The organism is Croceicoccus ponticola (assembly GCF_004004515.1).
GTDB lineage: Bacteria > Pseudomonadota > Alphaproteobacteria > Sphingomonadales > Sphingomonadaceae > Croceicoccus > Croceicoccus ponticola.
Map to the genome: position 1 here is coordinate 1 of NZ_RXOL01000006.1, position 12,220 is coordinate 12,220.

The 12,220-nt window shown below is 62.9% G+C and carries 16 protein-coding genes; 3 read left to right on the top strand and 13 right to left on the bottom strand.

Going from position 1 to position 12,220, the window contains the following annotated elements; translation table 11 throughout:
• The coding region (locus tag EKN06_RS12170) for an acyl-CoA dehydrogenase family protein (protein ID WP_276317287.1) at positions 1-440 on the top strand (440 nt) is incomplete at its 5' end.
• Between the two features lie 45 nt (positions 441-485).
• Here EKN06_RS12170 and EKN06_RS12175 read toward each other — a convergent pair.
• The 5 genes from EKN06_RS12175 to EKN06_RS12195 form a co-directional block, all read right to left on the bottom strand.
• Positions 486-986 (bottom strand): MaoC/PaaZ C-terminal domain-containing protein, encoded by a 501-nt coding sequence (locus EKN06_RS12175; RefSeq protein ID WP_127613194.1) that lies wholly within the window; start codon positions 984-986, stop codon positions 486-488.
• Complete coding sequence (locus EKN06_RS12180) at positions 983-1,885, bottom strand: acyl-CoA thioesterase (RefSeq protein WP_240654912.1); 903 nt, start codon at positions 1,883-1,885, stop codon at positions 983-985. The genes EKN06_RS12175 and EKN06_RS12180 overlap by 4 nt, the downstream gene beginning before the upstream one ends.
• A gap of 76 nt (positions 1,886-1,961) precedes the next feature.
• Positions 1,962-2,426, bottom strand: coding sequence for a VOC family protein (locus EKN06_RS12185; protein ID WP_127613196.1), 465 nt, complete (start codon positions 2,424-2,426; stop codon positions 1,962-1,964).
• Positions 2,423-3,226 carry an SDR family oxidoreductase gene (locus EKN06_RS12190; RefSeq protein WP_127613197.1) on the bottom strand — a complete coding sequence of 268 codons (804 nt, stop codon included), beginning with the start codon at positions 3,224-3,226 and terminating at the stop codon, positions 2,423-2,425. The genes EKN06_RS12185 and EKN06_RS12190 overlap by 4 nt, the downstream gene beginning before the upstream one ends.
• A gap of 55 nt (positions 3,227-3,281) precedes the next feature.
• A complete protein-coding gene (locus EKN06_RS12195) occupies positions 3,282-4,508 on the bottom strand; it encodes an aromatic ring-hydroxylating oxygenase subunit alpha (RefSeq protein WP_127613198.1) in 1,227 nt (408 codons plus the stop codon).
• 213 nt (positions 4,509-4,721) lie between these two features.
• Between EKN06_RS12195 and EKN06_RS12200 the strand changes: the two genes are divergently transcribed.
• The gene (locus EKN06_RS12200) at positions 4,722-5,351 is read left to right on the top strand and encodes a TetR/AcrR family transcriptional regulator (RefSeq protein ID WP_127613199.1); all 630 of its coding nucleotides are present in this window, start codon (positions 4,722-4,724) and stop codon (positions 5,349-5,351) included.
• Between the two features lie 11 nt (positions 5,352-5,362).
• Here EKN06_RS12200 and EKN06_RS12205 read toward each other — a convergent pair whose 3' ends face one another.
• A complete protein-coding gene (locus tag EKN06_RS12205) occupies positions 5,363-6,133 on the bottom strand; it encodes an enoyl-CoA hydratase/isomerase family protein (protein ID WP_127613200.1) in 771 nt (256 codons plus the stop codon).
• Between the two features lie 74 nt (positions 6,134-6,207).
• Here EKN06_RS12205 and EKN06_RS12210 point away from each other — a divergent pair, with 74 nt between their 5' ends.
• Positions 6,208-6,687 (top strand): VOC family protein, encoded by a 480-nt coding sequence (locus EKN06_RS12210; RefSeq protein WP_240654916.1) that lies wholly within the window; start codon positions 6,208-6,210, stop codon positions 6,685-6,687.
• Between the two features lie 14 nt (positions 6,688-6,701).
• Here EKN06_RS12210 and EKN06_RS12215 read toward each other — a convergent pair whose 3' ends face one another.
• The 7 genes from EKN06_RS12215 to fabZ form a co-directional block, all read right to left on the bottom strand.
• The gene (locus EKN06_RS12215; RefSeq protein WP_127613202.1) at positions 6,702-7,853 is read right to left on the bottom strand and encodes a thiolase; all 1,152 of its coding nucleotides are present in this window, start codon (positions 7,851-7,853) and stop codon (positions 6,702-6,704) included.
• Positions 7,850-8,218, bottom strand: coding sequence for a Zn-ribbon domain-containing OB-fold protein (locus tag EKN06_RS12220; RefSeq protein WP_127613203.1), 369 nt, complete (start codon positions 8,216-8,218; stop codon positions 7,850-7,852). Before EKN06_RS12220 ends, EKN06_RS12215 begins: the two co-directional genes overlap by 4 nt.
• Positions 8,215-9,432 carry a CaiB/BaiF CoA transferase family protein gene (locus EKN06_RS12225; protein WP_127613204.1) on the bottom strand — a complete coding sequence of 406 codons (1,218 nt, stop codon included), beginning with the start codon at positions 9,430-9,432 and terminating at the stop codon, positions 8,215-8,217. The genes EKN06_RS12220 and EKN06_RS12225 overlap by 4 nt, the downstream gene beginning before the upstream one ends.
• Positions 9,433-9,505: 73 nt before the next feature.
• The gene (locus EKN06_RS12230) at positions 9,506-10,195 is read right to left on the bottom strand and encodes a TetR/AcrR family transcriptional regulator (RefSeq protein WP_127613205.1); all 690 of its coding nucleotides are present in this window, start codon (positions 10,193-10,195) and stop codon (positions 9,506-9,508) included.
• A 128-nt stretch (positions 10,196-10,323) separates the two neighbouring features.
• Entirely contained in the window at positions 10,324-11,271 is a 948-nt protein-coding gene (locus tag EKN06_RS12235; RefSeq protein ID WP_127613206.1) for a DUF808 domain-containing protein, read from the bottom strand.
• A gap of 135 nt (positions 11,272-11,406) precedes the next feature.
• Positions 11,407-11,631 (bottom strand): 50S ribosomal protein L31, encoded by a 225-nt coding sequence (gene rpmE, locus EKN06_RS12240; RefSeq protein WP_127613207.1) that lies wholly within the window; start codon positions 11,629-11,631, stop codon positions 11,407-11,409.
• 145 nt (positions 11,632-11,776) lie between these two features.
• On the bottom strand, positions 11,777-12,220 hold the full coding sequence (gene fabZ / locus EKN06_RS12245; protein WP_127613208.1) for a 3-hydroxyacyl-ACP dehydratase FabZ: 444 nt from the start codon (positions 12,218-12,220) through the stop codon (positions 11,777-11,779).

Consider the following 12,220-nt stretch of genomic DNA (forward strand, 5'->3'; position numbering starts at 1 on the left):
TCGAACGCTGCGGCAATGCGACGATGTCGCTGGCGCAGGCGTCGGGCGCGCTGGCGGATGTTTGCGAATATGTGCTTGAACGCAAACAGTTCGGCAAGCCGATCGCCGAATTCCAGGCCGTGCAGCTGAAGCTTGCCGAAATGCAGATGAAAGTCGAAGCCGCGCGTCTGCTGATCTGGCGCGCTGCATCACAGGCCGAAGAGGGGCTGCCGTCGGTGCTCCACAGTTCGACCGGCAAGTGCTTTGCCAACACCATCTCGCGCGAAGTCACGGGCGATGCGATGCAGCTGATGGGCGCCTACGGCTATTCCAAGGAATTCCCGATGGAACGCCGCCTGCGCGACGCATGGGGCTGGGGCATCGCAGGCGGCGCGATCGACATCCAGAAGGTCAATATCGCCGGTGCCATGCTCGGCCGCAGGTTCGACCAGCGCAGGTAATCCCCCGGAAGCGCGTCCGCCCCTGGGCGGGCGCGCTTCATCCTTTCAGCGGGCGGTACCTTGCGCGCGCTGGCGGCCTTCTTTCGTGTAGACGAGATTGATGCTGGTGAAGGTGACGCACTCCGTCCCGTCGTCCAGCAGGACCTTGTATTCGGTGACCGCCGTGCCGCGATCGGATCGCGTCTTCGACGGTTCGAGCCTGACGATCTCGCTCGTCACATGGATCTTGTCGCCCGCCCGCACCGCGCGTTTCAGGCGAAGGTCGTCCCAGCCCACGCCACAAACCCAATCGATGTCCCAATTGATCTCGTGGTCCATCTGCCGCCACATGGCGAGCACGTGGATGCCGCTGGCAACGACCTGACCGAACACAGACTGTTTCGCCGCGTCGGGATCGGTGTGGAACCACTGCGGATCATACTTGCGCGCGAATTCCAGAATTTCGTCCTGCGTCACGGTGCGCGGGCTCGACACGCGGGTTTCGCCAACGGTCAGATCCTCGAACGTGCGATATGGTTCGCGCGCCTTGAACGGCTCCTCGCTCACAGCTTCCCTTCCCTTTTTTCCGTCAGCACTCGCGACAGCCCTTGTTGGCTGACGGTGGCGACCAGCGCCCCGTCGCGCCGGAATACGTGGCCCCGACCCAGCGCTAGCGCATTGCCGGCAGCCGGGCTGTCCAGCGCATAAAGCAGCCATTCGTCCACTTGGAATTCGTCATGAAACCAGACCGCGTGATCGAGACTGGACGTCTGCATGTAATCGTCGGCCCACCCTTGCCCCAGCGGACCGATCCCGGTGTGGAATATGTGGAGATCGGAGGCGTAGACCAGCAACCGCTGCTGCACGCGAAGGCCCGGTTCGACCGGTCCCTCGAAGCGGAACCAGAAATGGCGGTGCGGCGCCATCGGCTCGCCGCCAAAAAAGCGAAACGGTTCGACCGGGCGCCAGTCGATCTGTTGCCGCCGCGTCCAGAAGGGATGATGCCGCACAGGCAGATCGGGCTTCATCTCTTCCACGATCCGGGCCAGCGGCTTGAGCGTTTCAGGCGCAGGTACATCGGGCATGGGCAGCGCGTGGCTGGCGCTATCCTCCGGCGTCTTGAACGACACCATGCAGTTCATCAGCGGTGCGCCATCCTGCGTCAGCCGCACCGAACGGGTGGCAAAACTGCGGCCATCGGTTTCCCGCGAAACGGCGAATTCATTGGGCCTATCGATCAGGCCGGGCTTGGCGAAATAGGCGTGAAGACTGTGCGCCTGTTTTTCCGGCCCAACGGTTTCGCATGCGGCGGCAAAGCATTGCGCGGTGATTGCGCCACCATATTGACGCAGCAGACCGCTCGGCACTGGGGCGACGCGGAACCTGTCCGAACCGGTTTCTTCGAACGCAAACAGGCCCTGTCGTTCGACCAGCGGGTCGTCGGGAAAGGGGTTGCTATCGGTCAAGCGCAAGTACTCATCGCCGAACGCCATAGGTATCATCCGGCGCATTCACCAAGCCTGATTTCACGCGCAAGCCAGGTCAGACGACAGCCAGATCTTCGAACTGGAACGTGCATTCCGGCCCGGCGATCTGCAGCAGTTCCACGACATTGCCGTCGCAATCCCGCCCATAGGTCGCGCGCAGCGTTCCATCACCCGGCGGGCAGTGGAAATGCATGCCGAGCGCCTGAAGTCGTTCGTATTCCGCGATCACGTCATCGCAATAAAGGCACAAGTGCGTAATGCCCCGGTCGCACATGCGCGGGCGCACGTCCTGCGGTTCGTTGCTGGCATATTGGAACACCTCGATATGGAGGTTGCCAAGGCGGATCATCGCATACTTCGCGGTGCTGTCCGAAAGGCCGACCATACGGTCGATCCGTTCGTTGCCGACTTCCCATGCGCCGTCGCCGACCCGAACGAACCCGAACCAGCGGTGATAATAGTCGATGAACCGTTCAAGGTCGGGCGTCGATATCGCAAGGTGGTGGACGCCGCGGATCATTGTGCCGCTCCTTGCGCGCGGGCGGCCTTTACCGCAGTGACGATCTCGCGGTTGGTGGGATTGCGGCGCAGGGTCAGGCCGCCGTTTACCTGAAGCACCTGCCCGCTCATGAAACAGGCGTCACTGGCCAACCACGAAACCGCCTCGGCAATGTCCTCGCTCGTGCCGACGCGGCCCAGCGGATATTCCTTGGTGAATGTGTCGACGATGGCCGGATTCTCAGCCGCACCAGCCGTCATCGGGGTGACGGTAAAGCCCGGGGCGACCGAATTGGCGCGAATGCCGCGATGGCCAAATTCGTTTGCGACGCAGCGAATGACATGGTCGGCCCCGGCCTTGGTGCCCATGTAGGCGGCGTGATCTTCCAGCATGATCGACGCGGTCGCCGACGAAATCTGGATCAGCGAACCGTTGTCGCGCATCACGCGCAGCATCGCCTGGTAGAACAGGAACGCGCCGGTGAACTGCAGCGCGGTGATGCGCTCGATATCTTCCTTGGTCGTCTTGAGGAAAGGCTTCAACAGGCCCCAACCGGTCGCGTTCACGGCGATGTCGACACCGCCAAAGGAATCGACCGCAGCCTGCCCCAGCCGGGCAAGGTCTTCTTCGCTCGTCAGGTCACAATTCGCCACGGCCAGCCCGCCGATCTCGTCGGCCAGCCGTTGCAACTCTTCGCCCTTGCGCCCGGCGACGACAACCTTTGCACCATCTGCCGCCAGGCGCCGCGCGATGACTTGCGCCATGTTGTCGCGGTTTGCCGCGCCGATGACGACGGCGACCTTTCCGTTCAGATCGGACATGGTTTCTTCTCCCGAATATGTCTTTGTCGTTGGGACTGGATCAGCCTTGCGCAGGTCAGTCCGTCTGGACCCAGTCCTTCAGCACTTGTTCGACCCGGGCATGTTCCGGCACGCGGTTCAGGCCGATGCGACGGTCCAGCTCTTCGTGCCAGTGGTACAGTCGGCGTTCCTGGTAATTGAGCGGCATGCCCTTGAAGCCGGGACTTTCCAGCGATTCCTGGATCTGCGGGGCGTACTGCAGATCTTCGTACAGGATGCGCTCCCAGTTGCTGAGCCGCGTCGGCCACAACGGGTGCGGGTTTTCGGGATCGTGGTGGGGCGCAAGCCAGCTCGATACGACACGCGTCCGCTTGTGCCCCAGTGGCCAGAACTGCAGGATCGGAATTCCCGTCGGCGCGGGCGGCATGACGAAGTTGGGATAGATCTGATAGCTGACGTTGTTCTTGGCCGGGAATTCGGTGATCGTTTCGATTTCGGGCATCCCCACCGTGCCGGGATCGACCCAGTCCGGACGCCGATTCGGGGTCGCCATACGGCTGTGACCCTGCGGCCAGAGCGTGACGATCATCGCCCGGTGATCGAGGAACCGGTCCACCGTGCTGACGTGAATCGACTTGAGGTGATAGACTTCAAGAAACGCATCAAGCAGGATCTTGACGTTGCAGTCCACCTCGTACTCGCGACTGTCGACGAGGCGCAAGTTTTCCAGATCGAACTGTTCCAGCTGCGCCGCCATCGGCCCGATGTGCTCGATCAGCGGTTGCGCGTCGATGTCCTTATTCACGAAGATCAGCGAGCCGAGCAGTTCGCAGCGCACCTGCACGAGGCTGCGGCACGAGAAGTCGAGATCGACGAAATCGCGCTTGTCGCGCACGGCGGTCAGCTTGCCGTCAAGCGTATAGCTCCACCCGTGATAGCCGCAGACGAACCCGCGATCGGTGCCCTTGTCTTCGGTGACAAGCGGCGCGCCGCGATGCTGGCAGGTGTTGTAATAGGCCTTGATCTCTCCCTGAAGCGTACGGACGACGATGATCGGCACGCCCGAATTGCGCCACAGAAACCAAGAGCCTTTTTCGGGCAGCTGATCGACGTGCCCGGCATAAAGCCACGCCTTGTCCCACATCATCTCTTTTTCGAGCGCGAGGAACTCTTCGTCGGTGTAACGGCTGCCGGGGATGTCGGGCAGCCTGGGAAAGCCTTCGGGCGGACCCTTGCGCTCGCGCTCGTACTCCATCCGGACGAAATCGTTTTCGGGGCGTTGGTCGGTAACCTGATCGAGCATCGACCGATCTCTCCTTCTCATGCGTCCCACTGTTCGCGGGCGCTGCATCGCGTCTTCTCAAACAGACAGGATTGTTTTTTGATTCGGCCTGTCTTTCGCTTGCGATGCTACGCGCTTAATGTCTAAACAGTCAACCATGATTGTTTTTTACTACGCGTTCGAGCTATGGTTTCCGCCAAACGCGCGTTTGGGTGAAACAGCCGGAGACGATAGATGACCGCCGTCGTGGTTCAGTTGAAGACCGCACCGCCTGCGACCCGCCGCCGATCGGGCCCGGATCGCTGGCCCGAAATCGTGACCGTGGCCGCCGAACTGTTCGCGGAAAAAGGGTATGAGGGCACGTCCCTGCGCGATGTGGCGGAACGGCTCGGCATGCTGAAGGGTAGCCTGTACCACTACATCAGCGGCAAGAGCGACCTGCTGGTCCACGTCCTGCGCGAGGCGCACGAACGCGGGGTCAATGCCCTGGCGGCGCTGGCGCAGGAGGACGGGCCCGCACTGCTCCGGCTCGAGGCGATCGTCGCCGCGCATGCCCGCTATGTCTGTACCGAAAGCGTGTTCACCGCGAGCTTTATAGAGGCGCACCGCCACCTTGCCCCCGACCGCGCGCAGGAATTTGTCACTGCCGAACGGTCCTATCGCCTCTTGATCGAAGGGCTGATCGCACGCGGACAGGCCGAAGGCGATTTGCGACCCGATCTCGACCCCAAGGTCGCGGCGCTTTGCCTGTTGGGCTTTCTCAATTCACTCCATGGCTGGGTCCGCCCCGCGCGGCGGCTCTCGATCCGCCGCATCTGCGACCATGCCATCGCGATGGGGATCGGTGGAATGCGCGCGCAATGACCCGCCGCTGTTCAGTCCTTGGCGAAGTCCGCATTGCGCTTTTCGGCATAAGCGGTGACGCCTTCGCGACTGTCGGCGCTGTCCAGCGTCGCCTTGCCCCATGCGTTGCCGACGGCCAGAGCCTGATCGATGGTCATGCCCGTGGACATCTCGTACAGTTCGCGCCCGTTGCGGATCGCCTGCCAGCTGTTTTGCAACATCCGTTCGGTCACTGCCAGCGTGCGATCCATCAGTTCGGCGGCGGGCACGACCTCTGTCACGACGCCCAGTTCGTAAAGGCGGCGCGCGGGCAAGAGGTCGCCGGTCATGATCATCGCCAACGCGGTGGCGCGAGGGACTTGCAGTGCCAGCCGCTGAATCCCGCCGGCAAAAGCGAACAGCCCGCGCTTCACCTCGCTTACCCCCATCAGCGCATGATCGGCGGCGAACACCATGTCGCAGGCCATCATCATTTCGAAACCGCCCGCGACCGCCGTGCCGTTGATGGCGGCGATCAGCGGCTTGGTCCGCTTGCGCTCGGTGATGCCGCCGAAACCGCGACCGGGGATCAAGCCGTGACCCGCACCGTGCAGCGCAGCTTCCTTCAGGTCCATGCCCGCACAGAACGCCCGGTCGCCCGACGCGGTCAGCACCATCGCGCCGATGGCGGCGTCGGACTCTGCTGCCGTCACCTCCTCGTCCAGCGCGCGCGAGGTTGCGGCATCAAGCGAATTGCTCGCCTGTGGCCGATTGATCCTCAGCACACGGATGGGGCCATGATCTTCGACTATCAGTCCCGTCATCACATTCCCTTTCCGATTATCGGCCCCACGGCGCCGCCATCGGATCGCATGACCGACCCATGGGAGAACCAGCCTTGAAATCGTTTCGCAAACTCTATCACCACGGCCGCATCGTCGACGACCTCGCCGCCGCGATGGCCGCGATGGAGCGTGATCTTGGCGTGACTTGGGCACCGGTGCGCACCTTCGACCCGATCCGCGTCTGGCTGCCCGCAACGGAAGGCGATGCCGGCGGGTGGAGCGAGGCGCGCATCGCGGTGACCTATTCGCGGCAGGGGCCGATCCATTTCGAACTGATCGAGATTCTCGCACCCGGGGCCTACGATGCCTTGCGCGCCGTATCCTCCGATCATGTCGGCGCATGGGTCGACAATGTTGGTGACGAGGTCGAGACGCTCGTCGCCGACGGCTGGACGCTGATCGCCGCCGGTGCCTCGCCCAAGCATCGCTATGGCCAGATGGCCTACCTGTCGAAGGACGGCGGGCCGGTGCTCGAACTGGTCGGCGAAGCGATCCGCCCGATGATCGAGGAATGGATCGCCGCGTCGCAATAGGCGCGCGCTGGCGGTCACAGCGTCGCCGTGCTGCCCAGGATCACGGTCGCCTGGCTTGACAGGGTGCCGCCGTTGCCGTGCGCCAGCGCGACGTCGATGCCGCTCAACTGGTTGGCCGCCTCTCCCCTGATCTGCCGCGCGCCTTCGATCATGGTGAACAGGCCGTACATGCCGGGGTGGCAGTACGACAGGCCGCCGCCATTGGTGTTGACCGGCAGGCTGCCGCCCGGCGCGATGGCGCCCGATGCGACGAATGGCCCGCCCTCGCCCTTGCCGCAGAAGCCGAGGTCTTCGAGGAACAGGATCGTGTTGATCGTGAACGCGTCGTAAAGCTGCGCCGTGCCGATGTCGGCATGGGTGACACCAGCCATGGCCATCGCCCGCGCACCCGATTCCTTCGCGCCGGTGACCGTCATGTCCTCGGCCTGCACGATCGAATTCCACCACGCCGCCGCCGCCGCGCCCAGCACCGGAACCGGCGGCTTGGCCAGATCGCGGGCGCGGTCCGTTCGGGTAATGACGATCGCAGCCGCGCCGTCGGTGACAAGGCAACAGTCCGCCCGGCTGATCGGCGTGCTGATCATGCGGGCGGACAGGCAATCATCCATCGTCAGCGGATCGCGGGCGAAAGCCTCCGGGTTCGTCGTGGCCCATGCCCGCGCCGACAACGCGACAGAAGCCAGATGCTCCCGCGTCGTGCCGTATTCGTGCATGTGCCGCTGCGTCGCCAACGCATAGGAGGTGAGCGGGAACAGCGGCTTGTACGGCGCGTCCCATCGGTTGCTGGTCATCGGCGTCGAAAGCTTGCCGCCCGCGGTCCGCTGGTTCGAACCATAAGCGATCAACGCGCAGTCGATGTACCCGGCATCCAGCGCCAGTGCCGCGCTCGCCACATGGCTCATAAATGCGGAGCCGCCGGTGCGGTTGTTGTCGGTATAACGCGGGTGGATGCCGAGATATTCGGCGAACGTAAGCCCGGCAAAGAAATCGTCGGGCTGGCAGATATATAGCGCGTCGACGTCCGCCAGCATTAGCCCGGCATCGTCCAGCGCCATCAGCCCGGCCTTGGCGGTCAGCTCCATCGCGGTGTAGCCCGGCGCTTCGCCGATGCCATAAGTGGCAAGGCCGGCGATGGACGTGCGGCCGCGTGGGAAGGCATCGCTCATGCCGTTTCCTCCATCAACCGGAACAGAATGATCGGCTGCTCGGCAGAGCGGTCGACATAGGCGGCAACGCGTTGGCCGATGGCCAGTTCGCCCTCGATCACGCCCTCGACCCGGCTCATCAGCCGTGCCCCTTCGTCCAGATCGATGACCGCGACGTTATAGGATTGCTCCGGCGGGCGACGCTGGATCCACGAATAGGAGTAGACCGTGCCCTGACCCGAAGCCTCGAACCAATCGAGCGGGCCTTCGCCCGTGCCCGGAGCCATCACCCGCGGCGGAAATACCGCTTCGCCCGACGCGTTCCGCTGAAGCAGGAAGCGGCCCTGCGCCAGCGCCTCGCGCCAGTGCGATTCGGGTCCGCTCATGCGGCGGACTCATCTTGCTGCACCGCCCCGCTCGCTATCAGGTCGCGGATTTCCTCATCAGTGAAACCACAGTCGTGCAGGACCGCCGCGCTATCACCGGCCAGCGCCGGGCCGGGATCGCCGATCGCGCCGGGCGTGTCGCTAAATGAAGTCGGAATGCCGGGAAAACGGATCGTGCCCATCGGCGTGTCTCGCTCGTCCCAGAAACCGGTCTGGTCCAGATGCGGATCGTGCAGCAGGTCGGTCAGGCTGGCGATCGCCGTTGCCGGGATCTGCGCCTTGCGGAACAATTCGACCCAGTCTTCGGTCGAGCGTGTTTCCAGCACTTCAGCCACCTTGGCCAGCACCTGCCCGATGTTCTGCGACCGCGTGCGCATCGAAACGTACATCGGGTCCTTCGACCATTCCGGATTGCCGAGCGCGTCGAAGAAGTTCTGCCAATGCCGGTCGTTGTAGATCATCACGCCAATATGCCCGTCCAGCGTCTTGTACGGGCGCCGCGCCTCTGACGTGGCACGCGGATATTCGGGCGGCCCCTGCGGCGGCACGAACAGCGATCCGCACAGATGCTCGACCATCGTGAACGACACCAACGTTTCGAACATCGGAACTTCGATCTCTTGTCCACGCCCGGTCTTTTCACGGGCGTAAAGCGCCGCGATCACCGAATATGCGCCGGTCAGGCCGGCAACCTTGTCCGCAATGACGGTGGCGGTATAGGTCGGCTGGCCGTTCGAAAGCTTCGCCTGAAGATCGACGATGCCCGACGCGGCCTGAACGATATCGTCATAAGCGGGATAGTCGCGATAGGGGCCGTTGCGCGAAAATCCGTAAAGGTTGGCATAGATGATGCGCGGGTTCGCCTCCGCCAGTGCGGCATAGTCCAGCCCCAGCCGCCCCATCGCGCTCGACCGCATGGAATGGATGAACACGTCGGCATCGGCAGCCATGCGCAACAGCGTGTCTCGCCCGGAAGGCTGCTTCAGGTCGATGACAATGCTGCGCTTGCCGCGGTTGACGTTTAGGAACATCGCACCGCGCGAATGGTCCGGACCCGGCGGAATGTACCGGGTCGTGTCGCCATGCGGGCTTTCCACCTTGATCACGTCGGCGCCAAGATCGGCAAAGATCTGCGTGGCATATGGTCCCATGAGCACGCTCGTCAGGTCGAGCACCTTGACGCCCGCCAAGGGCCCCTTGCCGCGTCCGCTCACAGGTCTTCTCCGCTTCTTGGTTTCGTTTTTGGTCTGAGCTTAGTACCCTATGGCGGGAAAAATAAAAAGACAGTCATGATTGCCTTTTTATTTTTCCCGCAGCCGGGGTCGCAGCTGAAGCCTGATCCTGTTCGGACGAAGCTGGCCGCATGGCTCGGACATTGTCCTCCAGCATCTTGAGCAGTGCCGGGACCATCGCCTGATCCAGCGCTCCGGTCATCAGTCCACTCGCCATCCCTTCCATCAGCGTCTGCGACAGGGCCATGGCTTGCGCGAACTGTTCTGGCGCGGATTGCCATTCGGGGTAAAGCGCGATCGCCTCGGCGTTGAAGCGTTCGCGGAATTCGATCTGCAGCGGGCGCATGATTTCGGCCAGATCCTCGTGCGTCCGGGCCGCCATGGCAAGTTCCTGAAACGCGGCGAACGCCGGCTTCTGAACTTGCTTCCAATAGGCTTCGACCATCGTCGTGGGGTTGTGGCGACTGGTTTCCGAAGAACGCTTGAACGCCCGCAGGCGCCGTTCGTGCAGTTCGACGATCGTCGCACGGATCAACGTCGCACTGTTTTCGAAGTGGTGCAGCATGGCCCCGCGCGAAAGCCCCGCCTCGGCCGCAACGAGCGGGGTCGTCGTGCGCGCAAAGCCTACCTTGACGAGGCAGTTGATCGTTGCGTCGATCAGGCGCGCGCGGGTCTGGGCGCTCTTGATGGACTGACGCGTTGGGGCCGGTTCGACCTCCGTCTTGCGTCTTATGGTTTCTGCCAAGTTCGGCTCTCCGCGGCGTTGGAAGCCCTATCTATTGGCCCCTGCGAGTCAGTCATGATTGTTTTTTATCGCCGCGCGTCAATGCCGATGGTGAAAGCGTCCCCCGTCACGAAAAAAATCCTTCGCAATCAGTGTGCGCTTTTGCCGAAAATTGCGGGCAACTTGTGCAGCGAAAGCGCGATGATAGTCCCCAGCACCGAGCCGAAGCCCGCAGAGAGCAAGGCATAGGTCAACCAGCCCATCACGCCCGACAACGCGCCTGTTGCAACCTCGACGCCGTATTGCATCACGTGGACTACCTCGGCCGGACCATGGACGCCCAATTCCTCAAGCCCATGCAACACGATCCCGCCCCCAACCCAGAGCATTGCGGCCGTACCGACGATCGACAGGAACACCAGCAGGATCGGCATCAGCCACAACAGGAAACGGCCGACCGCCTTGGCTACGGGCCGCGTGCGCTTGCCCAAGTGCAGTCCGATGTCATCCATCTTCACGATCAGCGCGACCGCGCCATAGACCAGCACCGTAATCCCGATCGCGACGACGGCCAGCGCCACGCCGCGAACGAGCAGCGAACCGTCCGCCACTTCGTTCAGTGAAATCGCCATGATTTCAGCCGACAGGATAAGATCGGTGCGGATCGCGCCGGAAACGCGTTGCTTTTCGAACTCCGCGATATCGGTGATCGCGTCGTCGATGGTCGCTCCATGCTTTTCGCCGCCCAACTTCTCGATGATCTTTTCGGCCCCTTCGTAACACAGAAACAGGCCGCCGATCATGAGCAACGGGGTGATGATCCACGGCAGAAATTCGCTGAGCAGCAGCGCCGCAGGAAGGAGAATGAGCAGCTTGTTGCGAAAGCTGCCCTTGGCGATCTTCCAGATGATCGGCAATTCGCGTTGCGGCGTGAAACCGGTCACATAGGCGGGGGATACGGCGGCATCATCGATGATGACGCCAGCCGCCTTGGATCCGGCCTTGGAGGCTCCGGCAGCGACATCGTCCATGCTCGACGCGGCGGCGCGCGCGATAAGCGATACGTCGTCGAGCAGCGCGACCAGACCTGAGGGCAAGATATTTCCTTTCGAACCGTGTGACAGGCAGACGGTTCGCCCGCGACCCGGTTCCCGCTTAGAGGCCGGCGCCGCAAACGAAAAGGGCGGCCCGTTGCAGGACCGCCCGATTTCATATCCGGTATGCTGGCCGGATTACTTCTTGAGCTTGAGCCCACCGAAGCGCTGATTGAAGCGAGCGACACGGCCGCCTTCGCTCATCACGCGCGTACCGCCGGTCCATGCCGGGTGGCTGGTCGGATCGATTTCGAGCGCCAGCGTGTCGCCTTCCTTGCCCCAGGTAGAGCGCGTTTCGAACACGGTGCCGTCGGTCATCTGGACCTTGATCATGTGGTAATCGGGGTGGGTATCGGCCTTCATGGCGGTAGTCTCCGTTAATGCGCCGGTTCCGACCGGCGGCACGGGGGTTGTCTCTTCGAAAGCGGGGCGCTTAGCGGCGAAAACCGGAAAGCGCAAGTCTTGAGGCGCAAAGGTCCGACGCTCAGGTCTGGCGTGTGCTTGCGGCCTACTTCTCGATCATGGCGGTGAACTCCGCCTCGCACGTCACGGTGTCGCCGATCGAGGCGGTGCCCGCGAACTTGCAGATCCGAGCCCGCTTGTGGATGAAGCTGACCTTCAGGTCGAGCAAATGGCCCGGCGTGACCGGTGCGCGAAATTTCGCATTGTCGATGGCAAGGAAGTAGACGAGCTTGCCTGAACCTTCGAGGCCCATCGCCTTGATCGCGAGCAAGCCCGCTGCCTGCGCCAGCGCCTCTACCTGCAGTACGCCCGGCATGATCGGGCGACCGGGGAAGTGCCCTTGAAAGAAGTCTTCGTTGAACGAGACGGCCTTCACCGCATGGATTGCCGTTTCCGGATCCAGCGACACCACCCTGTCGACCAGCAGCATCGGATAGCGATGCGGCAGGAGTTCAAGGACTTTGGTCAGGTCGAAGCCCGTCTCGCTCAT